Here is a 26,836-nt window from a genome sequence, read left to right on the forward strand (position 1 = left end):
TATGAGAAACTGGTGGAATCAGATGAAATTCTCCTGGCACCGTTCTTTGGGTCTATTGTGGCTTTTGATTATAGCCCACCAGTGGGTCTCTTATACGGAACCTATCTGGTTAAGACAGACAACTGCTGTTGTGTGGGCTGCATTAATAACGATCACTGTTATTGAAATCATAATTCCTGTAAAAGTTCAGATAAGGCTCTTTATTGAAGCGGCAGCTATTATTTATATCGTTTATCGGATACTTATCAATTATGGTATATACGTTGCTGATCCTTGGGCAACAACCCTCCCGGACAGACTGCAGGATATTGCAGTTCATATGGTGCCCTATATCTGGTTTGCTCTCGGAGCCTCAGCCCTGCTGCTGTTGTCGTCTTGGTGGGCATCCTCAAAAAGACGTATTTTATGGTTTATAGGAATGAACATAGTGGCCTTGGCTGCCTTGGATTCCTTTACATCTATTGTTTTGTGGCAGGAAGTAGCCTGGACGGTATTTGCGGGGATGGGCTGGCTGGTCAGCCAGCATCTGAGAAGCTTCCAGCTTCAATATCCGCGTGGTTGGGTGCATCTGCTGAAATATCCCACGAAAATAGTCATTAATATTGCCATCGTCTTCTCTTTGGTCATCCTAATTGGAGTGAATATGCCTGGGGTAAGGCCTACCCTAACCGATCCTTATACCGCTTGGCAAGAATGGAATGGGATTGGGAAGTCTTCTGGGAAGGGCACAGTTGGGACCACGAAATCTGAGATGGGTTCTGTCTCCCCTACTAACAATACATCGTCAGGCTACAGTCTGAATGATGATCAACTAGGTGGCGGCTTTACCTTCGATTATACACCGGTGATGACAGTGGTTTCTGATTTGCGTATTTATATGCGGGGAGAAACGCGCAGATTATATTCCGGAAGAGGTTGGGTCGATAGAGACCGGTTAAATCGGGGACCTCTAGAAGCGGTGGATGTAGGTGAAGCTTTAGAGAGCAGTGTGGGTTCTAAAGTAAATACACGAACACTGAAACAAACAGTAACCGTGCTTAATAATAATGAATTTCCCGTACTATTTGGCACTTATTCAGTATCTTCGGTGGATTCTTTAAATGGGGAAAAAGCTGGAGATGGACTCTCCTGGAGAAGCCGAGACAGCGAGCTGATCTGGGATGTGGATGGGAAGAAACTCGCTTATCCGTCTACTTTTGAGGTGACGTCTGAGGTTCCTGTAATTCCTGTTCAAGAATTGACAACAAAGACGTATGAGGAGCTATATAAAGGGAACGATTTGGAGAAAATGTTTCTTCAACTGCCTAACGATTTTCCTAAAAGAGTCCGGGAGCTGGCTGAGGAAATCACGGCTGAAGGAAAAACGCCGTATGAAAAAACAGCGCTTTTGCAACAATACTTACAACAAACCTTTCCATATACCAATAATCCAGATATATCACGTGTCACAAGCAACGATTTTGTAGAAGGGTTTTTGTTTGAGTTAAAGGAAGGTTACTGTGATTATTATTCTACGGCACTGGTTACTATGGCGCGCTCTCTGAACATCCCTGCACGGTGGGTTAAGGGGTACGCACCTGGGGAACAGCCGGAAATCCCAATGAATCCGGCACAACAGCAATCAGGCACAGTGAATAATAACTATACAATTACCAATGCGGATTCCCACTCTTGGGCTGAGGTTTATTTTGGTGATTATGGTTGGATTCCAGTTGAAGCTACACCTGGATTTAATATTCCGCTTTTAACTCAGAGTGAGCAAACCCCTGAAGTCGAACCAGAAGATCAAAAAGAGCAGGCAGAACCTACACCAGCGCCTGTGAATAACGCACAAGAAGATCAAGGGTTTCATGTAGGTCTATGGGTTGTTGTGGCAGCTGTAGTGGTGTTGCTGTCCTGGGCGATTTTTATAGTTTGGCATAGACGCTTTAAGCTTCGCTTCTTCATGCAGCAGCTGCGCAATGGCCGGCCTTTAACGCCAGATCAGAAAGTAGTGGCGGAAACTGAGCGTTGGGTAAGGTATTTGCATCGCAAGGGAATGCTAAAAGAAGAACACGAAACTTTACGTGAAGCCGTAGATCGCTGGAGTGGAGAACGGCCGGCAGTGGCTGATCATCTACACTCGCTACTAACAATGTTCGAAAAGGCGAAATATAGCCCTGAGGTTATTGAAGACAAAGACTGGCAGAGCGTGTATACTGAAGCTTTGTGGGTGCGGAGAAAAATGAGATCCAAGAAATAACACTTTGCGTGAAAGTATAGCTACAGATTTATTTGCGATGCGCAAGGAGTATGTTATAGTTTTTTGTATGAAATCGAGGTGAACGTATTGTTTGAAATGTTAGTTCCCAAACTCCGGGTGAATACGGTATTCGATATTGCTCTGGACGAGCTGTATAGACAGGGATATCGCGGAATCATCACGGATCTGGATAACACACTGGTCGGTGCCAAAGCGCCTGTGGCTACTCCGGAGCTGTTGTTATGGTTCGAAAAGGTGAAGGAACTGGGCTTTAAGCTCATCATCGTATCTAACAATAACATGGAACGGGTGTCCCGCTTTGCAACACCGCTTAATATTGAATTTGTGCACCAAGCTCGTAAACCGAGTAATGCTCCTTTTCTCAAAGCGATGAAGCAGATGGAGCTGCCCCCTGAACAAACGATTGTGGTGGGAGACCAAATGCTTACTGATGTATACGGCGGCAATCGCCTTGGCCTGTATACTGTTTTGGTACTGCCAATCTCCGTCAAGGACGAGGGGTTCGGCACAAGGTTTAATCGCCGGGTAGAGCGGGTTGCTCTGACACGGCTTCGCAAAAAAGGATTGTGGCACGAGGAGGATAAATAGTAATGAACGAACAAAGCGAAACACAGCGTCCTGAGAAGTGCAGCGGTTGCGGCATCAAGCTTCAGACGGAGCATAAGGATCAACCAGGATATCTTCCGGAGGTTGCACTTGAACGGGACCCGGTGATTTGCCAACGCTGTTTCCGGATTAAAAATTATAATGAGGCTTCATCTGTTTCGGTGAATCAGGATGAATTTCTTCGCCTGCTGAGTGGAGTAGGAGAGAAGAATGCGCTTGTTATTCATATTGTCGATATCTTCGATTTCGAAGGCAGTCTGATTTCCGGCCTGCAGCGGTTTGTTGGCAATAACCCTGTTATTCTTGCAGTGAATAAATGTGACTTGCTGCCGAAGGTTACAAACTGGAACAAGTTGCGTAACTGGATGCAGCAGCGCTGTAAAGAGGAAGGCTTGCGGACGGCTGAAATCGTACTTTGCAGTGCGAAACGCAATCAAGGTTTTGACCGTTTGCTGGAAGCCGTAACGGAGTTGCGCGGTCAACGCGACGTATATGTAGTAGGTGCTACCAATGTGGGCAAATCCACACTTATTAATCGTCTGATTTCGGACTATAGCGATTTAGAGCAGGAGTTAACGACTTCACGTTACCCTGGCACAACACTCGATACGGTCAAAATTCCACTGGATGACGGCCACTACATTATAGATACTCCAGGGATTGTGTATCCTTGGCGTTATAGTGAATTAGTTGAGCGTCAGGATCTGGATGCAGTTATGCCTGCCAATCCTTTGAAGCCGACAGTCTATCAGTTGAACGAAGGACAGACTCTTTTCTTCGGTGGATTGGGACGTTTTGATTTCGTACAAGGCCCGCATCAATCCTTCACTTGCTTTATTAGTGGTACTTTAAAAATCCATCGCACGAAGCTGGAACGCGCAGATTCCCTCTATCAGGATCATCGCGGTGAAATGCTGTCTCCACCGGGAAGTGACCGGATGGACAAGCTGCCACCTTGGCAGCGGCATGAGTTCCGGATTAACCGGGGCAGCAGAGCCGATCTGTATATTTCGGGTCTGGGCTGGATTAAGGTTAATGGAACTGAAGGTGCAGTTGTGGCCATTCATGTTCCGCGTGGTGTGAAGGTGCTTACCCGCCCTTCGATGATTTAACGAGGGAGGATAATCTATTGTCTACAACTGCAGTCGAAGGCTACAATAGCGGTAATATTCTACTCGGTGTAATGGGAGATCCTATTATACAATCCAAATCTCCAATTATGCATGAAGCAGCGCTGCAAGCGCTGGGAATTCCGGGTGCTTATGTACCGCTTCACATCCGCCCGGAGAAGCTGGGCGATGCGGTGCAAGCGATCCGTACGCTTGGTTTCCGTGGAGTGAATGTGACGATTCCGCATAAGGTTGCGGTGATGCAATATTTGGATGTATTAGATGAGAGTGCAGTAGCCGTTGGTGCAGTCAATACGATTGTTAATGATAACGGAGTGCTCACCGGATATAATACGGATGGGATCGGTTATGTGCGTTCGCTCAAAGCGGAAGCTATTTCTGATTTGTCTGGTGTGAAGATTATGGTTATCGGGGCCGGTGGAGCAGCAAGAGGAATTGTTGCCGCACTACTTCAGGAGAAGCCTTCTTCAATCATTATCGCTAATCGCAGTGTTGATAAGGCAGAGGATTTGGCGACACAATGCCGTAGCAAAGGGAATGTCATCGGGATTAGCATGAACGAAGTAGCAGAAATGCTAAGTGGTGTAGACGTGCTGATCAATACTACCTCCGTAGGTATGTATCCTCATATGGATGAGACACCGATAGATCCTGGACTGCTTCGTAAAGGAATGGTCGTAAGCGATCTGATTTATAATCCGCTGCGTACGCGGCTATTGTTGGAAGGACTCGAACGGGGCTGTACGATTCATGGAGGCCTTGGTATGTTTGTCTATCAGGGAGCTTATGCACTGGAGTATTGGACAGGGCAGCCTGCGCCTACGGAAATCATGCGGCAGACCATTCTCGATTGCTTGGGTGGAAATGAGTAAGAAATGGATTCATCAAGTTAGGGTAATAATAGGTAATAATATATGTTAATTAAGGAGTTATTCATTTATGTTAACTGGTAAACAAACACGGTATCTTCGTTCATTGGCGCACCATCTCGATCCTATTTTTCAAGTGGGCAAAGGTGGAGTAAATGATCACCTCGTACGCCATATTGAAGAAGCTATTGAGAAGCGCGAGCTTATGAAGATTAGTATACTGAGCAATAATATTGAGAATCCCAAGGAAATTGGCGCTGCTCTGGCTGAACAATCGGGTTCTGAGCTTGTGCAAGTGATCGGTAAGACTGTCGTTCTATACAAAGAATCACGTGATAACAAAACCATTGAGCTGCCGCGTTAATAGCTGTAAGTATACCTTACCGAGGAGGTCGTCCTCTTGAAAGTTGGAATTATGGGAGGTACCTTTGATCCTCTTCATATCGGTCATATGATGGCAGCGGAAGCCGCAAGAGATACTTATGGGCTGCAAGAGGTATGGTTTATGCCTTCACATATCCCGCCTCATAAACATGAGGCGGGTGTATCTGGAGAAGACCGACTAGCCATGGTGCAGGAAGCGGTGAAGAATCACGAAGCTTTTTGCACATTAGATTGGGAAGTTGTCAGAGGTGGCGTCTCCTATACCTATGAGACCATAAGACGTCTGCAAGAGGAGTATCCGCATTTCGATCTTTATTTCATCATTGGAGCGGATATGGTTCAGTATTTGCCGAAATGGAACGAGATTGAAGAACTGGTGCAGCGGCTTACATTTATTGGTGTGGGTCGTCCGGGGACACCTCTTGATCTAGATGCATTGCCAGACTTTATAGCAAAAAAGGTATTGCTTGCAGATATGCCACTGGTTGATATTTCGTCAACGATGTTAAGAGAACGGGCGGCAGCAGGTAAATCTATTCGTTATATGGTTCCAGAGGCAGTGTTCGATTATGTTCAAAGGAGTGGATTGTATGGCATACAGCCGCGAAGCACTGATTGAAGCGGTCTCCGCACAGATGCCTGATAAGCGCTGGAAGCATACACTCGGCGTGATGGAGACATCTATTCAACTGGCGAAGCAATATGGTGCTGACCCTGAGCGTGCAGAGACAGCAGCAATTCTGCATGATGTGGCTAAGTATTGGCCGGTTGAGCGTATGAAGGAGATCATTGAACAAAATCAATTAAATTTGGATCTTCTGGTGTATGACAAGCAGATGTGGCATTCGGAAGTAGGCGCCTTTGTAGCTGAGAAAGACTATGGGATTACGGATCCTGATATTATCAATGCGATTCGTTTCCATACCTCAGGCCGTGAAGACATGAGTTTACTTGAAAAGATCGTCTGCCTAGCTGACTACATCGAGCCTGGGCGTGATTTTCCCGGGGTTGATAAGATACGCGAGAAGGCACAAGTAAGTTTGGAAGAAGGATTAGTCGCTGGGTTCGATTCTACGATTAGTTTGTTACTGGAGAAACGCCGGGTGATTTTCCCCTTAACGGTACTGGCGCGTAATGATTTAGTTAGAATATTGGAGGATAAAATATGAGTGTACAACCAAGCAAGCTGTTAGAACTGGCCCTTAAGGCTGTTGAAGATAAAAAAGCAATGAACGTCGTGGCACTAGATCTACGTAATGTTTCACCAATCAGTGATTACTTTATCGTATGTCACGGTAACTCGGATATTCAGGTACAGGCGATCGCTACCGAAGTCCGTAAAGTGGTTCATGAAGCAGGCGGAGTGATCAAAGGGATTGAAGGCATGGATTCAGCACGCTGGGTGCTGATGGATCTTGGCGATGTTATCGTTCATATATTCCACCGCGATGAGCGTGAATATTACAATATCGAGCGTCTGTGGTCCGATGCCAAGGTTGTGGAGACTGTATGAGCCTGATTGCAGGAACTACGGTTACACTTCATGTAGAGCGGGAAGTTTCCCCATACGGATTTTTTCTGAATGCTGGAGACCAGGATGTTATGCTGCATTATACGGAGCTGACAGAGAAGGTAAAAGCCGGCGATAAAGTTGAAGTTTTCATTTTCTTTGATACCGAGGACCGTCTTGCGGCAACGATGAAAAAACCATTTCTGACGCTGGGCGAGATGGCGTTATTGGAAGTGGCTGATATTCATCCGCGTCTGGGCTGCTTTTTGGAGATGGGTCTTGGACGTCAGCTGCTGCTGCCTATCCGTGAGCTTCCAGAGCTTCCAGAGCTGCGTCCGCAGGTTGGGGACTATGTGTTTGCGATCATGGAGCATGATAAACAGGGGCGTCTGCGTGCCAAGCTGGCCGGAGAACAGGAGCTTGCTCCTCTAGCTCTGCCTGCACCTGAATCTTGGATGGGACAGACTGTAACAGCCCGAGTGTATAAGCCGCTGCAAATGGGTACTTTTGTACTTGTGGATGCGGGTGTGCTAGGCTTTGGGATTATCGGTATGGTCCATTCCTCGGAGCGGAGCCGTCTGCTGCGTCTTGGTGAGCAGTTTGAAGCACGTGTCTCTCATATCCGTGAAGATGGACGTGTTAACCTTTCTATGGGTCTTCGTAAAGAAGTGGGGATGGATGTAGATTCCGCCGCACTTTTGGAGTTCTTAAATGCTCGTCCAGGTGGAGCGATGCCTTATTCGGATGCTACGCCGCCAGATATTATCAAACAACGGTTCGGAATCAGTAAATCCGCCTTCAAGCGTGCACTTGGGAAGCTGATGAAGGAAGGCCATATTACTCAAAAAGAGAACTGGACGTATCTTGTTGCTAAGGATAATGAAGAAGGAACAACCGAAGGGCAAGAAGAAACGACGGATTAAGCTACGATTCAATAGACGGAATTTATAAAATGTTGTTATAGAAAGCGGTGTAATTGTGTCTTCCTATGGGAAATTTGCTTATGTATACGATGAGCTTATGGCAGATATGCCGTATCCAGATTGGATATCCTTTGCTGAAGCCGCATGGAGTAAATACGGCAAACCGTTAACTGTAGCCGAGCTTGGCTGCGGAACAGGAAGTATTACAATTCCTTTGGCGGGTTCAGGATATCATATGACCGGAATCGATTTATCTTCTGATATGCTCTCAGTGGCACAGCGCAAAATGGAGGAGCATCCCCAGGGACGGCGTTTTTTGCGCGAAGGCAGTGTTCGTTGGATTAGACAAAACATGAAGGAATGGGAGCTTCCGGAGCTGGTGGATTCTGTAATTTCCTTTTGTGATTGTCTGAATTATGTGTTGGAAGAGGATGACATCAGCGCAGTTTTTGCCAGTACCTATGCAGGGTTAAAGCAAGGCGGAACCTTCCTGTTCGATGTGCATCATCCAAACACACTAATTCGTTATGAAGAAGAACAGCCCTTTATTCTGGACGAGCCATCTGTTTCTTATATTTGGACTTGTGAGATGGATGTTCCACGCCGCGAAATTGAACATCATCTGTCCATTTTTGCCCGTGAAGACGGACATAGCGATCGCTATCGCCGATTCGAAGAGACCCATATTCAGCGCGCCTACGATCCTAACTGGATGAAGGAAGAGCTGCTTAAGGCTGGGTTTAGTGATGTGAAGATCTACGCCGATTTCGAGTGGGTAGAGGCAGAAGATGATGCTGAACGATTATTTTATGTAGCTATAAAATAATTATTCAAAATGTTAAGAGGGGCTGTCCCATAAGCTATGAAAATAGCTGCTGGGACAGCCCCTTTTTTTGACTTTAGCTTATTGCTGGGGGAAGCGAGTGGAATGCTGCTGTTGGAAGCACCTAGGTTGACGCTGCCGGAAACAAGTAGGTTGCCGCTATTGAATGCTCATGCATTGCCGCTTTGCGGAAGCGTGTAGGTTCCCGCAATCGAATGCTCTTGCATTACCGCTTTGCGGAAGCGTGTAGGTTGCCGCTATCGAATGCTCATATATGCCCATTGCGGAAGCGTGTGGGTTGCCGCTCTCGAATGCTCATGCATTACCGATTGCGGAAGCGTGTGGATTCCCGCTATCGAATGCTCATGCATTACCCTTTACGGAAGCGTGTGGGTTTTCACTACCCATCACGCATGCATGCACAAGTACCATCAGATATACGTATTAGTAGTAGCGATCGGACCCAGCGGACCTTATACGCAGCATTTTCCAATATTTTGGGTGCTATCGGACTCCATTGCAGCTATTGGCTTGAAAAACGTCCAATATTGGTCTTTTTCCAATGGATAGCGTCACTGGAGTCCGAAAACATGCTCCAAGAGCTAAAAATATGCAAATAACGTCATCTGGGTCCGTAAGCCGCTAAGCCGCGTAAGTCACGTAAGCCGCGTAAGTCACGTAAGCCACGTAAGCCGCTAAGCCGCGTAAGTCACGTAAGCCGCGTAAGCCACGTAAGTCACGTAAGCCGCGTAAGTCACGTAAGCCACGTAAGCCACGTAAGCCACGTGAGATACGTGAGATGATGGAGACAAGGTTGGAGCAACCAGCCAGCGCCCCAAACAAAAACAGCGCTTCTCCGATATCAGGAGAAGCGCTGTTTTTTTTATGACATCATTTGTTGGAGCAGCTTGTAATTGCGCCAACATAAGAAATACAAAATAAACCGGGCAGTGTTCATACCACCCGGCATCTTCCAATCCTTACCGATGCTCAAACAGATCAATGGCACCCAATACGACATGAGCCAGACCAAATCCAAGTACGCCTGTTGCTGCCATCTTATACTTGCTTCCAAGAAAAGCGGCGCTAGAAGCGGTTACGACGGTTCCAAGAACAGCGGGAATTAGACCTTCACGCATTCGAAACACTCCTTCTCGGTGGTTTGGGAGACAAAGTTATTATGGTTCAATATCGAAAAAATATACGAAGCACAAAAAGACCCTAAATCAGCGTTAGCTGAATCTAGGGTCTTTTTATTTAAGCGGGGTTGTTACTCTGCTATTATAACAGCGTTACGAGGGAGGCCCTCTCCAACTTCATGTACATCATACAACACACGTGCCAGTAGGTCCTGGCTATAATTGCCGAAATGTTTTCCGTAAATCGTGAGTCCACGTTTGTTTGTAGGCTTGTCGGTTACTGCGATACGGAAAGTGAGTTCACTCTTGTAATCCAATTGGATATCATCAAGGGTCACGTCAGAAATCCGACAGCCATCAATAAAGCTGCCTTCATTATTGATACGGATCAGCTTCAGCATACCGTATTGGTTTAGGTGCGGAGGCCACCAATCGGGGTTAAATGTTCCCCGGGTATCTCCGAAATCGCCAGGGCTAGTCCAGAATCCGATTTCAATTCCATTTAAATAGAAATAAAGGTCGGACGGATAGTTATCGTTAGACCCAGGAGCTTCAGAGCCGATCTCCATCGAGAACTGAATTTCGCGGAACGTTTGGTTGGCTTTAAGGTAGTTCGGAATTCTATATTCGAGGAACCCTTCAGCCATCCAAATAATTTCGGATTCAATTCGCTGCGGATCTGCAAAATAACGCGGCTCGTCGAAATCCCCGATGATGCTGTCTTTGGTAGCCAGTCCACAAGTTGGAACAGCCTGATAGTTGCTGTAATGACCTACTTGAATTTCTACTTCGTAAAGATTATCAACATCCTTGCTGCGAAGGTCAACAATAAGCTTGTCCTTATTTAAATAGCAGACCTTTTGAATACCGTGCTTACCCACTGATGTGTTTATCTCAATGAGACCGCTTTCTTCTAACTTTTTAATATGCATGGTGATGGCGCCGTTGCTGAGGTTCAGTTTCTTGGCAATTTCATTCAGGTTCAAGGCTTGATTGGTGGCAAGGAGCTCTAAAATGAGAATTCTGATTTCTGAGCTTAGTGCCTTAAAAATTTCTAATCCACTCATTAAATCTTTAATATAGATCATTTTATCAATACCTTCTTCCGATTACGTCATAAATTATACTATTTTATAAAATTATAAACTAATAAGGCATATAAATAAAGTATACTTCCTTATTTTGTAGAATGTACGAATATAAGAGGGATTTTTGGCATGATTTTTATTTGATTTAGTAAAATTTAAACATATAAAGAATTAATCTAAAGAAAAAGGCTGTTATTTCGCCCTAATTCATTTATTTCGAGTTTAATTTCATATAAATATAAAAAGGTTTATAGAAATATATTTACAAGGCTTTTTATATATGTTATTTTATATTGTAAGCGAATACATATTTTTTCATTTTAAATTTAATATTTATTGCTGTTCAATCTGTTGCTATTTCTGAGGTGATAATTTAATGGTAAAAAAAACATCAGATCTTGTCTTTCCAAGTTCCCCGGGGAACATGCCAATGTATGATCTATCAGTGATTGATATCGAGTCTTTATGGACGATTCACAACACACATGATCCAGGCATTATTAAAACAGATGAGGGTTACTATGTTTTTTCTACCGACATAAGAGTCGGAGGAGAATTACGTCCAGGCGTAATGGTTCGGAAATCACAGGATCTTATCCATTGGGAATGGGTTCATTATGCGCTGCCGGGAATTCCCCAAGTTGCGAAGGAATGGGCAGGGGCTACTAATTTATGGGCACCCGATGTGGTGAAATACGGTGAACAGTATCGAATGTATTACTCGGCCTCATCTTTCGGAAGTAGACAATCACTAATCGGACTTCAAACTTCAGCTTCTATTGAGGGACCTTGGACCGATGAAGGTGTAGTGATTCAGACGCGTGCTGAAGATTCACTGAATGCGATTGATGCCAATGTGCTTACGGATGCAGATGGGCGAATGTGGATGGTGTATGGTTCTTTTTTTGGTGGAATTCATATCATTGAGCTGAATGCGGAAACGGGCAAACCGAAGCAAGAAGGTTTTGGTACGCTGATCGCTAAACGGGATAACACCATTAAAGATGGAGCAGTTGAAGGACCGTACGTAGTGTATAACGAGCAATTCAAAAAATACTATTTGTTCGTCTCCTATGACTCTCTGTTTGAGGATTATAACGTTCGTGTCGCTCGTGCAGATACTATTACCGGCCCATATGTGGATTATAACGGACGAGATATGACTGATAGTGCGCATCAACCCCGATATGAGGTCGGCAATAAAATACTGGGTGGCTATCGCTTTGGACAAGATCCAGGTTGGATTGCTCCCGGCCATAACTCAGTTCTTCATGAGGATGGCAGCTATTATATAGTTCATCATGCACGTGGTGAAATCGATAAACATTGGTCCTATTTACAGATTCGTCGAATTCTGTGGACAGAGGATGGTTGGCCTGTTGTATCTCCAGAACGGTATGCGGGTGAAGTGGAACAGGATATTCCAGAACAGCTAATCGCAGGACAGTGGGAATGGATTGTAATGGACCCCTCAGCGGATGGCCAGATTCAGTCTGCCGTCATAAGTCTATCCTCTGACTTTAAGCTGGAAGGTGCGAATGGAAAGGGAAGCTGGTCTTTTGATGGATGCAGAGTCCTGACCTTGGTCTGGAATGATGTTGTCGAGGGTAGAGGCCGGATAGAGAAGGTGCAATTGCTTCCGTCATGGGATTGGGAGAAAGAAACTCAGACCCTTGTATTTACTGGATTAAATGAAAATGGAATTTCCATCTGGGGTAAGCAAAAGAATGGAGAAGAGAATAGATGACTACGATCAAGCTACATGCAGGTAAAGGAATTAATAAAATCAGCAAATATCTATATGGTCATTTTGCCGAGCATTTGGGCAGATGTATCTATGACGGGATCTATGTGGGGGAAGATTCACCGATTCCGAACACCAAGGGCTTCCGCAATGACATCCTAGCAGCACTCAAAAAAGTTAATATTCCTGTCCTTCGTTGGCCGGGGGGCTGTTTTGCCGATGAGTATCATTGGAAGGATGGCGTCGGTCCAAAAGAAACCCGTAAGCGGATGGTGAATACGCACTGGGGCGGTGTCGTCGAGAATAATCATTTTGGGACGCATGAGTTTTTTGAATTATGTGAGTTGCTGGATTGTGAACCGTATATCTGCGGGAATGTTGGCAGTGGCACTGTTCAGGAGATGTCGGAGTGGGTTGAATATATGACCTTTGAAGGCGAATCACCGATGGCGGACTGGCGTCGTGAAAATGGGCGTGAAGAGCCGTGGAAGTTGAAGTATTTTGGTGTAGGTAATGAGAACTGGGGCTGCGGCGGCAATATGCGTCCAGAATATTATGCAGATTTGTACAGACGTTACCAGACATATGTGCGCAATTATGGTGAAAATCAGATCTATAGAATCGCTGGTGGCGCCAACGTTGATGATTATAATTGGACGGAAGTGCTAATGCGCGAAGCTGGACGGTTTATGGATGGTCTCAGTCTTCATTCATATACGATTCCTGGAAGCTGGGAAGAGAAACGTTACGCTTTAGGTTTTGATGAAGCCGAATGGTTTGAGACTATGCAAAAAACCTTGCATATGGATGAATTGATTACTAAACATTCAGCGGTTATGGATAAATATGACCCGGATAAGCGGGTTGGAATGATTATAGATGAGTGGGGAACTTGGTTCTTAAGTGAACCTGGTACGAATCCAGGGTTCCTGTATCAGCAGAATACACTCAGAGATGCATTGGTAGCAGGGGTAACGCTGAATATTTTCCAAAAGCATAGCAGTCGTGTGCAAATGGCGAATTTGGCTCAAGTGGTCAATGTACTGCAAGCCCTTATCCTGACGGAGGGCGACAAGATGATTCTAACGCCTACCTATCATGTATTTGAAATGTACAAAGAGCATCAGGATAATGAACTGCTTGAAGTTACTATTGAGAGCCCTGATTATACGTTTGGGGAGCTTACAATTCCACAGATTAGCGTTTCTGCATCTCGTGATACGAATGGCAAAGTATATGTTTCACTCTGTAACCTGAGCCATAAGGACAGCGCATCGCTAAGTATTGGTATTGAAGAGGTTAGCTTTAGCAAAGTGACAGGTCAGATTTTAACGCATTCCGTGCTGGGAGCGCACAATACGTTTGAGGCACCGGATACAGTTACTCCAGTAGCTTTTGAGGGTGCGTCTTTATTAGGTGAAAAGCTGAGCTGCGAGCTTCCACCTGCTTCCGTGGTAGTCTTGACTCTGGAATAACATCATGTCAGAGAACCAAGAAAAAAACCGTCGCTGCAAAAGCTGTGATGAGAACATGAGAATAAGCCCAGAAAAACTGGAGCGTTTAATAGAAATAGCCACTAGAGAAAGACCTTTAGCACCGGAGGAGCAATATTTGCAGCGTATTGAACATTGCCGAGATTGCTCTGGCCTGCAATTTGGTAGCACTTGCCGTTATTGTGGCTGTCTTGTAGAGGTAAGAACAAGATTGCAGGACTCTACTTGCCCTTATCCCTTGGCACCTCGCTGGGAGTGAATACTAAGTTTTTGAAAAGGACGTGAAAATCATCAAACAAAATTTGTTAGCTGCTACGCCCCCGATGGGCTGGAATAGTTGGGATTGTTACGGGGCCAGTGTAAATGAAGAAGAAGTAAGAGGCAATGCAGAATATATGGCTACCCATTTGAAGGACTTTGGTTGGGAATATGTAGTTGTGGATATTCAGTGGTATGAGCCTGGAGCGAATTCTTCGCAGTATCGCAACTTTGTACCGCTGGTTATGGATGAGTACTCCAGACTTCAACCTGCTGAGAACCGGTTTCCTTCCGCAGCGGGAGGCAAAGGGTTTGCGCCACTCGCTGAATATGTACATGGATTGGGTTTGAAATTCGGCATACACATTATGCGCGGAATCCCGCGTCAGGCTGCTCATGCGGCCAGTGCCATTCTAGGCTCTGAGCAAACCGCACGCGATGTGGCTCACCCAAATTCTATTTGTCCATGGAATACGGACATGTATGGAGTAGATGCTTCAAAAGAAGGCAGTCAGGCGTATTATGACTCGCTGTTCCAGTTGTATGCCAGTTGGGGTGTGGATTATGTGAAAGTGGATGATATTGCCGCTTCACGCATTTATGGATATCACAAAGAAGAAGTTGCTATGATCCGTAAGGCTATTGACCGCAGCGGTCGCGAGATGGTGCTCAGTCTTTCGCCTGGACCTGCTCCAGTGGAAGAGGCTGAACACTTAGCCGGACACGCTAACCTTTGGAGAATGACCGATGATTACTGGGATCATTGGCATTTGCTGCGCGGGATGTTTGAGCGCTGTGAGAAATGGGCTCCTTATGTGCAGCCGGGCCATTGGCCGGATTGTGACATGCTGCCGTTAGGTCATCTGGGCATTCGTTCTGTAGATGGCGGGGGAGACCGGTTCACGCGGTTTACTCATGACGAGCAGGTCACCATGATGACACTATGGAGTATTTTCCGCTCCCCGTTAATGTTTGGAGGAGAACTTCGGGACAATGATGATTGGACATTATCTTTATTGACCAATAAGGAAGTGCTTCATCTGCATCGTTATGGTAAAGGCGGCAGTCAGGTGGCGCTAAATGAGGAGCATGCGATCTGGACATCTGAGGATGAACAAGGTAACCATTATGTAGCTTTGTTTAATCTTAGCGATGAAGCTTTAACGCTTCAGGTGTCGTTCGAGCAGCTTAAGGTTTCAATTCCTAGTACTATACGTGATCTATGGCAAAGCCGCGATTTGGAAGTGGTTAACGAAGGTATTTCTCAAACTCTTCCACAGCATGGTTCTGTATTGTTAAAGTTTAAATAGAGGAGAGAGATTATGAATACGAGTGTAGAATATAAAAATCCATTGGTGGAGCAACGTGCTGATCCATGGGTATATAAACATACAGATGGTTATTACTACTTTATTGCTTCTGTCCCAGAATACGACCGGATCGAAGTACGGAGAGCAACAACAATCGAGGGATTGGCTGCTGCAGAACCGGTTGTAGCTTGGCGTAAATATGAGACGGGTCCGCTTAGTGCAAACATTTGGGCACCAGAGCTCCATTATATTGACGGGAAATGGTACATTTATTTCGCGGCGGCGCGTACTACGGAGACGAAGGATGGATTATTCGATCACCGTATGTTTGCTCTTGAGAATGAATCTGCCAATCCTTTAGAAGGAACATGGGTAGAAAAAGGCCAGGTAAAAACCGCTTGGGAATCCTTTGCATTGGATGCAACCACCTTTCAACACAAAGGAAAATTGTATTATGTATGGGCACAGAAGGATCTGAATATTGAGGGGAATTCTAACCTGTATATCTCGGAAATGAGTAATCCATGGACGCTAACCGGTCCTCAGACCATGATTGCTACTCCTGAATATGACTGGGAGATTATTGGGTACAAGGTAAACGAAGGAGCTGCAGTGCTTAAACGTAACGGCCGTATCTTTATCAGCTTCTCGGCTAGCGCTACGGACTTCAATTACTGCATGGGACTTTTGGTTGCAGATGAGGACAGCGACCTGCTGGATGCCACTTCATGGACCAAACTGCCGGAACCGGTATTCCAGACCAATGAAGAGAATGGACAATATGGACCGGGTCATAACAGCTTTACTGTAAATGAAAATGGGGAAGATGTACTCATCTACCACTGCCGCAATTATAAAGAAATTACCGGCGATCCGCTGTACGACCCGAACCGTCATACTCGTGCTCAAGTCTTCCATTGGAATGAAGATGGTACGCCGAATTTTGGGGTTCCCGTTAAGGATGCAGCTAAACAATAATTCGTTAAGGAAATAAAAAAAGAGGGTTACTTATAAGCCATTTACATGGCTGCTGAGTAACCCTCTTTCTTATGTTGCACCTTAAGGTATATATTGTTGAACGATAGAAGTAATTACGCCGTCCTGAACGGTGATGTGATACGGGAACTGGCTCAAGTCGATGACATCCGTTTTATTAAATTGATCCATAAATTGCTGTAAGGTGATGGACTCATTCCAGTTGATATCCAAGTCATCCATATTGCCAGTGTGATCAAAAATTTGCATCGTCACTGTGGCGTTATCCGCAATCGGATAAGTTGTCAGAGTATCAACATCATTTACAATATAATAACTGTCTGGAGCTCCGCCTATTTCTGCTGCAGCTTCTGGATCTCTTTCAGCAAAGATTCGATCGGCATCAGCACCCTGATACCAGTTTATTTCATCGGTCGTACCGGAGAGCTTGCCATGGTCGGATTCAATAGTATGAAAGTAAACTGTTTGATGCTGGGTCTTGTCACTATCTTGCGCATCTACCCGTGTTCCAATGGTACTTGCAGAAGTAATGAGGGAAAGAAACAACAGAACGACAACCGGTAACACATACGCTGACTTTTTCTTAAACATTATTAATCTCCCCCTTGAGATATGTAAGACGTTGTATAGAACTTATTACCCGCTCTGTTTTTTCTTAAACGGGTTTATATTACTCTTTACGTGAGAAGAGCAGTTTTTGTTGCATTTTTTTAAAAGTTTTTTTAAAAAGCAATGAGAAGTCATGAGTTTCCTAAAATGAATAGTAAAAGCTTGTCTCCTCGGGCATATTAAAATATCAAAACATGCAGATTAGGGGGAGCAGCGAATGGGCGGAATACTACGGATTTATAGGAACGATTGGCGTAATTTATTCAGAGTTCCTGTGGCCGTATTGCTGGTTGCCGCTTTGGTGGTATTGCCCTCCGTGTATGATTGGGTGAACGTTGCGTCAGTATGGGATCCTTATAGCAATACTTCTGGCATTAAAATTGCTGTTACCAGCTTAGATGAAGGTACTAAGGTGCAGGAGAAGGATTTTAATATCGGCAATGAGGTCATGGAAAGTCTTCGGAGCAATAAAAACTTGGGCTGGACCTTTGTAGATGCAGAGACTGCACATAATGGTGTCAAACGCGGAGACTACTATGCCAGTATTGTTATCCCTGCTAATTTCTCCAAACGAATGACTGGAATTCTTGAAGGAACGATTGTGAAACCAGAGATCGAATATACCGTCAATGAGAAAATAAATGCGATTGCTCCTAAAATCACAGATAAAGGCGCCACTTCAATCACCACACAGATCAGTGAGAATTTCACGGAAACGATTAGTGAGACGGTATTTACTGTTTTAAGTCAAATCGATAAGGAATTTCAATCTGAATTGCCCATTATACGCAAGGTAGAAAAAGGATTGTTTAAATTAGAGGCGAGCCTGCCAGAAATTGAAACCGCAGGTAAACGTGTATTAAAAATTCAGGAAAATTGGCCGCAGATTCATGCCTCAGCAGAGCGTATTTCCACATTGGAGAATAAGCTGCCAGAGGTGGAAAAAGCGGGTGAGGCTTTAGAGAAAATTGCTGAGCATTGGCCGCAAATCGCGAGTACCTTAGATCATTTAGGGGGGCTACAGGACAAGCTGCCCAAGATTGAAGAAGCGGCACAGCTAATCGTTCAACTTGATAACCATTATGGTGAAGTTGAACAGATCATGGCTCAGGCCTCGCAAGGTCTTACGGAAGCGCATAAAATCGTTAATGCTGCCTTAACAGCACTGCCTGAGGCAGAAAAGATTGCCACTGCCGGAAATGATTTTGTTCTGGAGCTTCAACAATTTTTGGAGAAGAGCAGTGCTGCATTTGAAGCTGTTCCAGCAGCTGTCAAACAGAATCTTAATCTCCTACAGCAAACGGAGAGCTCAGTGGTCAAGCTTGCTGAACAGTTAAAGGGAGAGGATAACGAGCCACAAGCTGTACGTGAGCAGTTGGAGTTACTCTCAGCACAGTTGGCTGCAGGAAGCAGCGTAATTGAACACACACTTTCTATGTTAAATGCATTGAACACATTTTCCCCTGAAACAGTGTCTATTGCTGAGCTTGCGGCATTGAAAGGTGTAGACAGTGTTTTGAACAGTCAGAAGTCCTTGGTAAATGCTATGGCGGCTGACCTTCAGAATAAGGATAACGCTGATTCCAGTGCAATTAACCAATTGTTCCTAAAGTCTGGTCTTGGGAAGCTGGCAATTGCGAAGCTTATCTCTGGGTATGATTCGTCGACTATCCCTGCCATAAAAAATACACTGGAGCAAATAACTTCGGCGGCAGATGTCACAGCCACCGCATTGCAGCAGGTGCCAGATCGTATACCCGCGCTGGGTACCCTGCTGGAAGAGACGATGTCGGCGATTGAGTTCGGGCAGACAAGCTTAGCTAGTCTGCAGCAGGATTTGCCAGCTATACGCGAAGCGGTCCACACAGCAGCCAGTGGGGTTGCCGATCAGACCCAGGGCTTTGGTGCTTTCATCCGAGATACACTTCCGCTATTGGAGAGCAGCTTACCTACTGCAGGGGAAAAGATACAGCAAGCTGCGAATTTCGTGCGTCAGGATCTGCCTACTGTAGAAGAGCGGGTTCATCAGGTCTCGGAGCTGATTCGTACAGGACTCCCCCGTGCAGACAAAGGAGTGGCGCTTGCCGCAGATTTGGTGAGAAATGATCTTCCAGTACTGGAAGACTCGATTCGAAAAGCCGCCTCCACGATCCGCCAAATTAAAGAAGAGATTGATCTGGGGGAAATTGCGCAACTGCTCGGAGGAGATATTAAGAGCAAAAGTGATTTTTTGGCCAATCCGGTAGTGTTAAAAGAGAATAAGCTATATCCCATTCCGAATTACGGCTCAGCAATGACTCCTTTTTATGTCGTACTTTCCTTATGGGTCGGAGGCACACTGCTTGTCTCTCTTCTCCGCACAGGTGTGGATACGGGGGGGCTAACGTACAAAAGATATCAATTGTATTTTGGCCGCCTGCTGACCTTCCTTACGGTGGGGATTCTTCAGGGGCTGGTGGCTGTCCTGGGCAACATTTTTATTTTGCACTGTTATGTGGTGAATAAGGTGTGGTTTGTACTTTTTGGAGTATTAATCAGCATCGTGTTCGTAACCATTGTATTTACGCTTGTCGCTGTATTTGGCAACCTGGGAAAAGGAATAGCAATCGTGTTCATGGTGCTTCAATTCTCTAGCTCCGGCGGTACATTTCCGATTAGTACGACTGGGCGTTTTTTTCAAATATTAAATCCGTATATGCCGTTTACCTATGCAATTAGTCTGATGCGGGAGGCGGTTGGGGGAATTCTGCCGGAAGTGGCGATTCGTGATGTGATTTATTTGATTATCTTCGGTGTGCTGGCACTCTTGCTGGCATTACTCCTCAAGAAACCACTGGAGCCTTTTATCCATAAGGCTTCTGAACAAGCCGAAGAGTCTAAATTGATTTCTTAAAGAAAAAGAGGATGTGCCTAAGCCATGGTGATGGCTTTTGGCACAACCTCTTTTGTGTACTATATGGCAAGTGTGCAATAGGTTATCTTGCAGGAGCAAAATCAGCTACCGGCTTAAGAATCTCCTCGATTTGCTGTAAAGTATCTGCGGAGAGTACCGTATCTACAGCTTTGGCATTTTCTGCAACTTGCTCTGGTTTACTGGCACCAATTAATGCTGAACTTACACCAGGCTGGCGTAGAATCCATGCCAATGCCAATTGCGAAAGCTTCAGGTCTAAACTGTGAGCGAGTTCATCCAGCTGTCCAACCACAGACAACACATCATCACGGAGGTAGCTGGAGATCACACCATTAACTGAATTATCCGCTGCACGGGTTCCTGCTGGAGGTTGTTGCCCAGGTTTATATTTGCCAGTCAGAATTCCTTGCGCTAGAGGAGAGAAGACCACTTGGCCCAGCCCTTCACGCTGGGATACTTCAAGGACCTCATCTTCAATATAACGTTCGAACATATTATAGATGGGTTGATTCGAGATCAGTGGACGCAGGTTCAGTCTGCGGCTGATACCAGCTGCATTGGAGATTTGGGCTGCGCTCCATTCGCTAACAGCGGAGTAGAGAATCTTACCTTGAGCCGTCAGATCATCCAGCGCGCGTAGAGTCTCCTCTACAGGGGTCTCTGTATCAAAGCGATGACAAAAATATACATCAATATAATCGGTGCCTAAGCGGCGGAGGCTGGCTTCACATTGCTCCATAATATGCTTCCGGGACAAACCACGGTTATTAACATCGTCTCCCATGGGGAAAAAGACCTTTGTACTTAGCACATAAGATGATCTTTCATAGGAGCGTAGAGCAGCACCCATCGCTTTTTCGCCTTCACCACGGTTATATGCATTAGCCGTATCAAAGAAATTGATACCGCATTCAAAAGCTTTGCTGATACAAGCATCGGCTGCCTTTTGCTCTGCTGCTGTTCCATATGTAAGCCAACTGCCTAGTCCGATCTCACTGATTTTGAGCCCTGAATTGCCTAGTCTTCTATATTTCATTTTTCTCTTTCCTCCTTGTATTCTATATGATAACTTTACTTGTATTATAGGAGACATTCAAGTTGAATGATTAATATACTAGTAATCAAGGAGATGAAAGATTCAATGACTAATCCAGCTACTAAAAAATCAAAAGTGATCTTATTTCAGGGTGACTCCATTACGGATGGGAATCGGGGTCGTGATGAAGACCCGAATCATATTCTTGGACATAGCTATGCGTATATCATTGGGGGCAAGCTAGGGAATGAGCGGGCAGAAGAGAATCTGGTATTCTATAACCGCGGAGTGAGTGGAGATCGAATCTCCGATTTATATGCACGCTGGAATGAAGATGCAATTAGCTTGCAGCCTGACATCATTAGTATATTGATTGGGGTTAACGATATTTGGAGAATGATGAAAGGGGAACCAAGTGGAGTTACGGACCGTTTTGAACGCGCTTACCGTCACGTACTTGAAGAAACACGTGAAGTTCTGCCACAAACGAAGCTGGTTTTATGTGAGCCTTTTGTTTTAAATACCGGAGCTCCAGCTGAACAGTGGGCAGAATGGGAAGCGAAGATTACACATTATCAGGGAGTGGTTAAGCAGCTGTCTGAGCAATTTGATACGGTCTATGTACCTTTACAGGATACTTTCAATGCAGCTGTGGAGAGAGCAGAAGCAGCCTACTGGCTGTGGGATGGCGTTCATCCGACGACTGCCGGGCATGATCTGATTGCTGGGGAATGGCTGAAGGTCGTCTTGGAAAGGGGTCTTTTAAACAACTAAGTTATAAAGTTATTATCTCTCTTTATCTATGCACCTGCTGATCACTCAGCGGGCGCATAGATAAGAGATACATGGTAATTATTTAAGAAATCGATCCATTCCTCAGAAGGCTTCTGATCTGTAACAATATAATCCACTCTATCAAAGCTGAACAACTTAATGAACGCAGTCCGGTCAAATTTGGAGTGATCTACGAGCAGAACCACTTTATTTGCCTGCTGCTGCATAAGCACCTTCAGTTCACTTTCTTCTTCATTTGAATCACTTAGCCCGCCTGTCATGGACAATGCTTTACAGCTGAATATAGCTACATCCACATTATATTTTCGAATCGTCTGTGAAGCGGTATTTCCAACAAAGGAGCTGGTCTCGGGGCCTAAAATTCCACCTGTGGAAATCAGCTTTTGACCGGAGTGTTGAAATTCGGATAATACCACCAGAGAGTTCGTAATAATTGTCAGATTGTTTTTCTCCTCAATAATTCTACGCAAGGCTTCAAACACCGTTGAGCTTGTATCCGTCACCAAGCTGTCTCCATCATTGATTAATTGCAGTACATTATCGGCTATGATTCGCTTTGCTTCAATATTGACCTGATGTCTGCTGATGTAGGAAGGATCTTCATTGGTATGGGCGTTGAGAATGGCTCCACCATAATTTTTTTTGGCAAGACCTTCTTTGTCCAGTTTATCTAGATCCCGCCGAATGGTCTCTTCCGAGACGTTGAATTTTTGCGCTAGCTCTGCGACATGGACCTTCTTCTGTCTGTAAAGCTCTTTAATAATTAGATCCCGTCGTTCAAATGCTTTCATTCGTTCACTCACCTTTATATATAAATCGTCTGCTTTCTAGTGTACTACATTGTTGTTTAAATCTAAAAATAATTACATATTCACATAAAACCACAATATATAATAATTATATCACATAAAACCACACTTTTGTTTAGGTAATATGTTGTTTTGTGTTGACTAAAGCGCTTGCAGATTTTATGATGAAGGAGAAATAGATCTATTAACGATGACTCTAAGATGATCTTGAGGAGGAACGGCATTGATAGAAAACTATCCGAAAATTGGTATCCGCCCAACCATTGATGGCAGAAGAAGAGGCGTTCGTGAATCACTGGAAGAGCAAACGATGGGCATGGCTCAGCGGGTGGCTAAGTTTATTGAAGCGAATTTAAGGTATCCGAATGGGAGTCCTGTAGAGTGCATCATCGCCGATTCTACGATCGGTGGAGTTAAAGAAGCTGCTGCTGCGGCTCAGAAATTCTCCGGGGCTAACGTAGGGGTGTCGATCACCGTGACGCCTTGCTGGTGTTATGGCTCAGAGACAATGGATATGGATACATCCATTCCGCATGCCGTGTGGGGATTTAACGGAACGGAACGGCCGGGTGCTGTGTATCTAGCTGCTGTTCTCTCGGCGTATGCTCAAAAGGGAATTCCTGCGTTTGGTATCTATGGTGAAGATGTTCAAGAGTCTAGCAGTGAAGAGATTCCAGCGGATGTGCAGTCTAAATTGCTGCAGTTTGCTAGAGCAGGCTTAGCAGTTGCTCAAATGAAGGGGAAATCATATTTATCTATGGGTTCTGTTTCGATGGGGATTGCGGGTTCCATTGTGAATGAACAGTTTTTCCAAGAGTATCTGGGCATGCGCAATGAATATATAGATATGTCTGAATATGTCCGGCGCTTTGAAGAAGAGATTTATGATAAAGAGGAATTTAAGCGGGCGCTAGCATGGACTAAAGAAAACTGCCAAGTTGGCACCGATAATAATCCGCCGCATCTGCAAATCAGTGCAGAAGAGAAAGAGAAGCAGTGGGAGACCTGTGTGAAAATGACATTGATCGCCCGCGACCTGATGATCGGCAATCCGGTTCTCGCTGAGCTTGGTTTTGAGGAGGAAGCTAACGGCCACAATGCAATTGTTGGCGGTTTCCAAGGCCAGAGACAATGGACGGACCATTTCCCTAACGGCGATTTCATGGAGACGATGTTGAATTCTTCTTTTGACTGGAACGGCAAACGTGCACCTTATCTCGTAGCGACAGAGAATGACAGCTTGAATGGGGTAACGATGCTGTTCAATTATTTGCTTACGAATACAGCACAAATCTTTGCGGATGTCCGAACCTTCTGGAGTCCCGATGCTGTGAAGCGAGTGACGGGTCATCAATTGGAAGGAGAAGCAGCTCACGGAATACTGCATCTGATCAACTCTGGTTCGGCAGCGCTTGATGGTACAGGTGAGCAAAGGATAGAGGGTAAGCCTGCAATCAAACCTTTTTGGGAGATTACAGACGAAGAGGCTGAGGCTTGTCTAAGCAATACACAATTCCGGCCAGCTTCTCAAGAATATTTCCGGGGAGGCGGCTTCTCTACCGATTATTTAACCCAAGGCGGAATGCCGGTTACTATGGCTCGTTTGAACCTGGTGAAGGGGCTTGGACCTGTTCTTCAGCTTGTTGAAGGTTACACCGTAGAGCTGCCTGAAGAGGTTCATCATACTTTGGATCAAAGAACAGATCCGACATGGCCGACGACCTGGTTCGCTCCTAAGCTAACTAACAGTGGTTCATTCCAATCGGTATATGATGTAATGAATAATTGGGGCGCGAATCATGGGGCGATCAGTTATGGCCATATCGGGGCGGATCTGATTACGCTGGCGTCGATTTTACGCATTCCAGTAAGTATGCATAACGTTGAGGAATCACGTATTTTCAGACCACGGGTGTGGTCGTTATTTGGGACGGAGAATCTGGAAGGAGCAGATTACAGAGCCTGTCAGAATTTCGGACCGCTATATTAAAATCTTCTTGTGGAGCAGGTGTGCTTGAAATGGGTGATACGATTAAGCTTCTGGCTATGGATCTTGGCGCCAGTTCCGGAAGAGTGATGTTGGGATTGTATGACGGTAACACCCTTCGCATAGAAGAAATTCATCGGTTTGCTAATACGCCGGTGTATGTTGGCGGGCATTTGTATTGGGATGTTTTGAAGCTCTTCCACGAAATGAAAAAAGGAATCCAGAGAGCTTATAGGGCGCATGGAAAATTGAGGTCTCTAAGCGTGGATACGTGGGGAGTCGATTACGGTTTTATTGATAAAAGAGGGATGTTGCTCTATTCCCCCCATCATTATAGGGATAGGAGAATGGGAAGCCATCGTCTAGGGTTGGAGGCGCTGCTTCCACCAAGGGAGCAATTTAGCATTACAGGTATTCAACCGAGCTTGATTAATACGGTTTATCAGCTGTTTGCTGATTTTCAGGATAATGATTCTCTGCTAGAGATCGCAGATACTATTTTAATGATGCCAGACCTGTTCCACTATTTATTCTCTGGTATCGCGGCAGCAGAAAGCACGATTTGGAGTACAAGTGGCTTAATGGACGCTGTATCTGGTGAAGTCTCCACTGAAGTATTCAGCAGACTTAATATCCCGGTTGGTCTAGTGCCACAACGGGTTCAAGCGGGAACGGTTATTGGTTCTATCCTTCCGGTAATTCAAGAGGAGCTTAGCGTAGGTTCAATGGAGGTAATTGCGGGCGCTTCTCATGATACGGCTTCAGCAGTAGCCTCTATTCCTTATTCTCTAAAGGATGATGCAGCATTTATTAGCTGTGGTACATGGTCGTTAGTGGGCATGGAGACGCCTAAAGCTGTCATTACAGAGAAAAGCTATGAATACGGATTCACAAATGAGCAGTGTTACGGCCAATCTAATCGTTTGCTCAAAAATATAACGGGACTATGGATTTTGCAGGAGCTGCAAAGGAATTGGGCCGAAGCGGGAAAATACGTCAGCCAAGGCCAAATGGTTGAGCTAGCCGAAACCATAAATCATGCTCCAGCAATTATTAATCCGAATGACGAGCTGTTCAGTACACCCGGTGTGATGACCCAACGGATTAGAGAATATTGCGAACGAACAGGCCAGCAAGCCCCTTATACGAAAGCTGAGATTATACGCGTCATACTTGAGAGCTTAGCAGAGTCCTATCGCCATACGATTGACGAAATGGAAGAGATCACCGGCAAAAAAATCAATATCATTCATATGGTCGGTGGTGGGATTCAGAATGAACTGCTCTGTCAGCTTACCGCTAATATTACGGGGAGAAAAGTTGTAGCGGGGCCTGTGGAAGCCAGTGCAATTGGCAATATAATTATTCAACTGGCTGCCCTAGGGGAACTGGAAATCTCCGGGGGCAAGCAGGTAGTGGAAAGATCTTTTGCCTTTAAGACATATCAGCCTTCTTTGGTGAAGGTTTGTGAAAAATAGGATACGAGGAGAGAAACCCTATGGATACCTTGGAACAAAAATTACGTTTGCAGATTTGTGATATCGGGAGAAACCTGTTTAATAAAGATTTTATCGCGGCTAATGATGGGAATATTTCTGCTCGCTTATCAGAGAATGTAATTCTGACTACCCCCAGAGCGGTGAGTAAGGGATATTTAGAGCCTCATATGCTTGTAAAAGTGAATCTGCAAGGTGAAGTCCTTGAAGCAGCTGAAGGCTACAGACCCTCAACTGAAGCAAAAATGCATCTAAGAATTTATAATGAGCTGCCAGAGATGAAGGGTGTGGTCCATGCACATCCCCCGTATGCTACTGCATTTGCCATAAAAGGTGAGGCGCTCGACAAGATGATGATGCCAGAGTCGGTGATTATGATCGGAGATATTCCGTTGGCGGAATATGGAACACCATCGACGGAAGAAATTCCAGATTCACTGATGCCTTTCCTGGGCAAAAAAACTGCGGTTCTGCTAGAGAATCACGGAGCCCTTACTTGGGGAGAAGATGTTATGGAAGCATATCTGAATATGGAGCGGCTTGAGTATACCGCCAAGCTCACCTTCATTACCCGGATGATTGGCGGGGAGAGAGAATTGCCGCAGCATCGGATTGATGAGCTGGTAGCGTTGCGATCATTTTATGGGAAGTAAA

Annotated in this window: 26 protein-coding genes; 21 read left to right on the forward strand and 5 right to left on the reverse strand. The window is 45.2% G+C overall.

The annotated features are described in order from the left end of the window. The first annotated feature begins 1 nt into the window (after position 1). The 11 genes from MHH89_RS29560 to MHH89_RS29610 all read left to right on the forward strand — a co-directional run bounded on the left by MHH89_RS29560 (position 2) and on the right by MHH89_RS29610 (position 8,709). Positions 2 to 2,242 (forward strand): transglutaminase domain-containing protein, encoded by a 2,241-nt coding sequence (locus tag MHH89_RS29560; RefSeq protein WP_076125184.1) that lies wholly within the window; start codon positions 2 to 4, stop codon positions 2,240 to 2,242. An 87-nt stretch (positions 2,243 to 2,329) separates the two neighbouring features. Further along, a complete protein-coding gene (locus MHH89_RS29565; RefSeq protein WP_036675921.1) occupies positions 2,330 to 2,851 on the forward strand; it encodes a YqeG family HAD IIIA-type phosphatase in 522 nt (173 codons plus the stop codon). Between the two features lie 2 nt (positions 2,852 to 2,853). Next, positions 2,854 to 3,981, forward strand: a complete 1,128-nt coding sequence (yqeH, locus tag MHH89_RS29570) for a ribosome biogenesis GTPase YqeH (RefSeq protein WP_076125182.1) — start codon at positions 2,854 to 2,856, stop codon at positions 3,979 to 3,981. Between the two features lie 17 nt (positions 3,982 to 3,998). Next, positions 3,999 to 4,871: a shikimate dehydrogenase gene (gene aroE, locus MHH89_RS29575; protein WP_341088708.1), complete on the forward strand. Its 873-nt coding sequence runs from the start codon at positions 3,999 to 4,001 to the stop codon at positions 4,869 to 4,871. 67 nt (positions 4,872 to 4,938) lie between these two features. Beyond that, positions 4,939 to 5,232 carry a ribosome assembly RNA-binding protein YhbY gene (gene yhbY, locus MHH89_RS29580; RefSeq protein ID WP_036675703.1) on the forward strand — a complete coding sequence of 98 codons (294 nt, stop codon included), beginning with the start codon at positions 4,939 to 4,941 and terminating at the stop codon, positions 5,230 to 5,232. 36 nt (positions 5,233 to 5,268) lie between these two features. Beyond that, positions 5,269 to 5,871, forward strand: a complete 603-nt coding sequence (locus MHH89_RS29585) for a nicotinate-nucleotide adenylyltransferase (protein ID WP_076125178.1) — start codon at positions 5,269 to 5,271, stop codon at positions 5,869 to 5,871. Beyond that, positions 5,843 to 6,421, forward strand: a complete 579-nt coding sequence (gene yqeK, locus MHH89_RS29590) for a bis(5'-nucleosyl)-tetraphosphatase (symmetrical) YqeK (protein ID WP_076125176.1) — start codon at positions 5,843 to 5,845, stop codon at positions 6,419 to 6,421. The genes MHH89_RS29585 and yqeK overlap by 29 nt, the downstream gene beginning before the upstream one ends. After that, positions 6,418 to 6,765 (forward strand): ribosome silencing factor, encoded by a 348-nt coding sequence (rsfS, locus tag MHH89_RS29595; protein WP_036675699.1) that lies wholly within the window; start codon positions 6,418 to 6,420, stop codon positions 6,763 to 6,765. Before yqeK ends, rsfS begins: the two co-directional genes overlap by 4 nt. Beyond that, the gene (locus tag MHH89_RS29600) at positions 6,762 to 7,685 is read left to right on the forward strand and encodes a CvfB family protein (protein ID WP_036675697.1); all 924 of its coding nucleotides are present in this window, start codon (positions 6,762 to 6,764) and stop codon (positions 7,683 to 7,685) included. The genes rsfS and MHH89_RS29600 overlap by 4 nt, the downstream gene beginning before the upstream one ends. Before the next feature lie 55 nt (positions 7,686 to 7,740). Beyond that, positions 7,741 to 8,511 carry a class I SAM-dependent DNA methyltransferase gene (locus MHH89_RS29605; protein ID WP_038569469.1) on the forward strand — a complete coding sequence of 257 codons (771 nt, stop codon included), beginning with the start codon at positions 7,741 to 7,743 and terminating at the stop codon, positions 8,509 to 8,511. 36 nt (positions 8,512 to 8,547) lie between these two features. Further along, on the forward strand, positions 8,548 to 8,709 hold the full coding sequence (locus MHH89_RS29610; RefSeq protein ID WP_175623606.1) for a hypothetical protein: 162 nt from the start codon (positions 8,548 to 8,550) through the stop codon (positions 8,707 to 8,709). Positions 8,710 to 9,488: 779 nt separating this feature from the next. On the opposite strand, the gene MHH89_RS29615 is transcribed toward MHH89_RS29610, so the two are convergent. Then, the gene (locus MHH89_RS29615) at positions 9,489 to 9,647 is read right to left on the reverse strand and encodes a hypothetical protein (protein WP_036675694.1); all 159 of its coding nucleotides are present in this window, start codon (positions 9,645 to 9,647) and stop codon (positions 9,489 to 9,491) included. A 131-nt stretch (positions 9,648 to 9,778) separates the two neighbouring features. After that, positions 9,779 to 10,735, reverse strand: coding sequence for an ArsR/SmtB family transcription factor (locus MHH89_RS29620; RefSeq protein ID WP_036675692.1), 957 nt, complete (start codon positions 10,733 to 10,735; stop codon positions 9,779 to 9,781). Between the two features lie 424 nt (positions 10,736 to 11,159). Here MHH89_RS29620 and MHH89_RS29625 point away from each other — a divergent pair, with 424 nt between their 5' ends. From MHH89_RS29625 to MHH89_RS29645, 5 genes are read left to right on the forward strand one after another with little or no spacing between them, the layout of a single operon-like run. Further along, complete coding sequence (locus tag MHH89_RS29625) at positions 11,160 to 12,482, forward strand: arabinan endo-1,5-alpha-L-arabinosidase (protein ID WP_370510820.1); 1,323 nt, start codon at positions 11,160 to 11,162, stop codon at positions 12,480 to 12,482. Further along, positions 12,479 to 13,954: an alpha-N-arabinofuranosidase gene (locus MHH89_RS29630; protein ID WP_076125169.1), complete on the forward strand. Its 1,476-nt coding sequence runs from the start codon at positions 12,479 to 12,481 to the stop codon at positions 13,952 to 13,954. The genes MHH89_RS29625 and MHH89_RS29630 overlap by 4 nt, the downstream gene beginning before the upstream one ends. A gap of 4 nt (positions 13,955 to 13,958) precedes the next feature. Beyond that, a complete protein-coding gene (locus MHH89_RS29635; RefSeq protein ID WP_076125168.1) occupies positions 13,959 to 14,231 on the forward strand; it encodes a DUF6171 family protein in 273 nt (90 codons plus the stop codon). A 31-nt stretch (positions 14,232 to 14,262) separates the two neighbouring features. Then, positions 14,263 to 15,540, forward strand: a complete 1,278-nt coding sequence (locus MHH89_RS29640; protein WP_076282322.1) for a glycoside hydrolase family 27 protein — start codon at positions 14,263 to 14,265, stop codon at positions 15,538 to 15,540. A gap of 12 nt (positions 15,541 to 15,552) precedes the next feature. Continuing rightward, complete coding sequence (locus MHH89_RS29645; RefSeq protein ID WP_076125166.1) at positions 15,553 to 16,518, forward strand: glycoside hydrolase family 43 protein; 966 nt, start codon at positions 15,553 to 15,555, stop codon at positions 16,516 to 16,518. A gap of 81 nt (positions 16,519 to 16,599) precedes the next feature. Here MHH89_RS29645 and MHH89_RS29650 read toward each other — a convergent pair whose 3' ends face one another. Beyond that, positions 16,600 to 17,127, reverse strand: a complete 528-nt coding sequence (locus MHH89_RS29650) for a hypothetical protein (RefSeq protein ID WP_076142484.1) — start codon at positions 17,125 to 17,127, stop codon at positions 16,600 to 16,602. A gap of 235 nt (positions 17,128 to 17,362) precedes the next feature. Between MHH89_RS29650 and MHH89_RS29655 the strand changes: the two genes are divergently transcribed. Beyond that, entirely contained in the window at positions 17,363 to 20,038 is a 2,676-nt protein-coding gene (locus MHH89_RS29655; RefSeq protein WP_341088710.1) for a YhgE/Pip domain-containing protein, read from the forward strand. 82 nt (positions 20,039 to 20,120) lie between these two features. Here MHH89_RS29655 and MHH89_RS29660 read toward each other — a convergent pair whose 3' ends face one another. Further along, complete coding sequence (locus tag MHH89_RS29660) at positions 20,121 to 21,095, reverse strand: aldo/keto reductase family protein (RefSeq protein WP_076280513.1); 975 nt, start codon at positions 21,093 to 21,095, stop codon at positions 20,121 to 20,123. Positions 21,096 to 21,161: 66 nt separating this feature from the next. Between MHH89_RS29660 and MHH89_RS29665 the strand changes: the two genes are divergently transcribed. After that, complete coding sequence (locus MHH89_RS29665; protein WP_341088711.1) at positions 21,162 to 21,869, forward strand: SGNH/GDSL hydrolase family protein; 708 nt, start codon at positions 21,162 to 21,164, stop codon at positions 21,867 to 21,869. 41 nt (positions 21,870 to 21,910) lie between these two features. On the opposite strand, the gene MHH89_RS29670 is transcribed toward MHH89_RS29665, so the two are convergent. Continuing rightward, a complete protein-coding gene (locus MHH89_RS29670; RefSeq protein WP_076185292.1) occupies positions 21,911 to 22,681 on the reverse strand; it encodes a DeoR/GlpR family DNA-binding transcription regulator in 771 nt (256 codons plus the stop codon). A 241-nt stretch (positions 22,682 to 22,922) separates the two neighbouring features. Here MHH89_RS29670 and MHH89_RS29675 point away from each other — a divergent pair, with 241 nt between their 5' ends. Genes MHH89_RS29675 through MHH89_RS29685 form a run of 3 tightly spaced genes read left to right on the forward strand, consistent with a single transcriptional unit; the run spans position 22,923 to position 26,835 of the window. Next, positions 22,923 to 24,689: an L-fucose isomerase gene (locus MHH89_RS29675; protein WP_076142492.1), complete on the forward strand. Its 1,767-nt coding sequence runs from the start codon at positions 22,923 to 22,925 to the stop codon at positions 24,687 to 24,689. A 29-nt stretch (positions 24,690 to 24,718) separates the two neighbouring features. Beyond that, a complete protein-coding gene (locus tag MHH89_RS29680) occupies positions 24,719 to 26,164 on the forward strand; it encodes a rhamnulokinase (protein WP_076282758.1) in 1,446 nt (481 codons plus the stop codon). A gap of 20 nt (positions 26,165 to 26,184) precedes the next feature. Further along, positions 26,185 to 26,835 carry a class II aldolase/adducin family protein gene (locus tag MHH89_RS29685; RefSeq protein ID WP_038569477.1) on the forward strand — a complete coding sequence of 217 codons (651 nt, stop codon included), beginning with the start codon at positions 26,185 to 26,187 and terminating at the stop codon, positions 26,833 to 26,835. Position 26,836: the final 1 nt, after the last annotated feature.

It is taken from the genome of Paenibacillus sp. FSL H7-0323 (assembly GCF_038002725.1).
Lineage (GTDB): Bacteria > Bacillota > Bacilli > Paenibacillales > Paenibacillaceae > Paenibacillus_AQ > Paenibacillus_AQ odorifer.

Bases quoted from the DNA above. Each gene is read 5' to 3' on its own strand.
- MHH89_RS29630 (WP_076125169.1), top strand. From the start codon at position 12,479: ATGACTACGATCAAGCTACATGCAGGTAAAGGAATTAATAAAATCAGC.
- MHH89_RS29665 (WP_341088711.1), top strand. From the start codon at position 21,162: ATGATTAATATACTAGTAATCAAGGAGATGAAAGATTCAATGACTAAT.
- MHH89_RS29620 (WP_036675692.1), bottom strand. From the start codon at position 10,735: ATGATCTATATTAAAGATTTAATGAGTGGATTAGAAATTTTTAAGGCA.
- yhbY (WP_036675703.1), top strand. From the start codon at position 4,939: ATGTTAACTGGTAAACAAACACGGTATCTTCGTTCATTGGCGCACCAT.
- MHH89_RS29655 (WP_341088710.1), top strand. From the start codon at position 17,363: ATGGGCGGAATACTACGGATTTATAGGAACGATTGGCGTAATTTATTC.
- rsfS (WP_036675699.1), top strand. From the start codon at position 6,418: ATGAGTGTACAACCAAGCAAGCTGTTAGAACTGGCCCTTAAGGCTGTT.
- MHH89_RS29615 (WP_036675694.1), bottom strand. From the start codon at position 9,647: ATGCGTGAAGGTCTAATTCCCGCTGTTCTTGGAACCGTCGTAACCGCT.
- MHH89_RS29685 (WP_038569477.1), top strand. From the start codon at position 26,185: ATGGATACCTTGGAACAAAAATTACGTTTGCAGATTTGTGATATCGGG.
- MHH89_RS29635 (WP_076125168.1), top strand. From the start codon at position 13,959: ATGTCAGAGAACCAAGAAAAAAACCGTCGCTGCAAAAGCTGTGATGAG.
- yqeK (WP_076125176.1), top strand. From the start codon at position 5,843: ATGGCATACAGCCGCGAAGCACTGATTGAAGCGGTCTCCGCACAGATG.
- MHH89_RS29680 (WP_076282758.1), top strand. From the start codon at position 24,719: ATGGGTGATACGATTAAGCTTCTGGCTATGGATCTTGGCGCCAGTTCC.
- MHH89_RS29625 (WP_370510820.1), top strand. From the start codon at position 11,160: ATGCCAATGTATGATCTATCAGTGATTGATATCGAGTCTTTATGGACG.
- MHH89_RS29610 (WP_175623606.1), top strand. From the start codon at position 8,548: ATGAAAATAGCTGCTGGGACAGCCCCTTTTTTTGACTTTAGCTTATTG.
- MHH89_RS29660 (WP_076280513.1), bottom strand. From the start codon at position 21,095: ATGAAATATAGAAGACTAGGCAATTCAGGGCTCAAAATCAGTGAGATC.
- yqeH (WP_076125182.1), top strand. From the start codon at position 2,854: ATGAACGAACAAAGCGAAACACAGCGTCCTGAGAAGTGCAGCGGTTGC.
- MHH89_RS29560 (WP_076125184.1), top strand. From the start codon at position 2: ATGAGAAACTGGTGGAATCAGATGAAATTCTCCTGGCACCGTTCTTTG.
- MHH89_RS29670 (WP_076185292.1), bottom strand. From the start codon at position 22,681: ATGAAAGCATTTGAACGACGGGATCTAATTATTAAAGAGCTTTACAGA.
- MHH89_RS29650 (WP_076142484.1), bottom strand. From the start codon at position 17,127: ATGTTTAAGAAAAAGTCAGCGTATGTGTTACCGGTTGTCGTTCTGTTG.
- MHH89_RS29645 (WP_076125166.1), top strand. From the start codon at position 15,553: ATGAATACGAGTGTAGAATATAAAAATCCATTGGTGGAGCAACGTGCT.
- MHH89_RS29600 (WP_036675697.1), top strand. From the start codon at position 6,762: ATGAGCCTGATTGCAGGAACTACGGTTACACTTCATGTAGAGCGGGAA.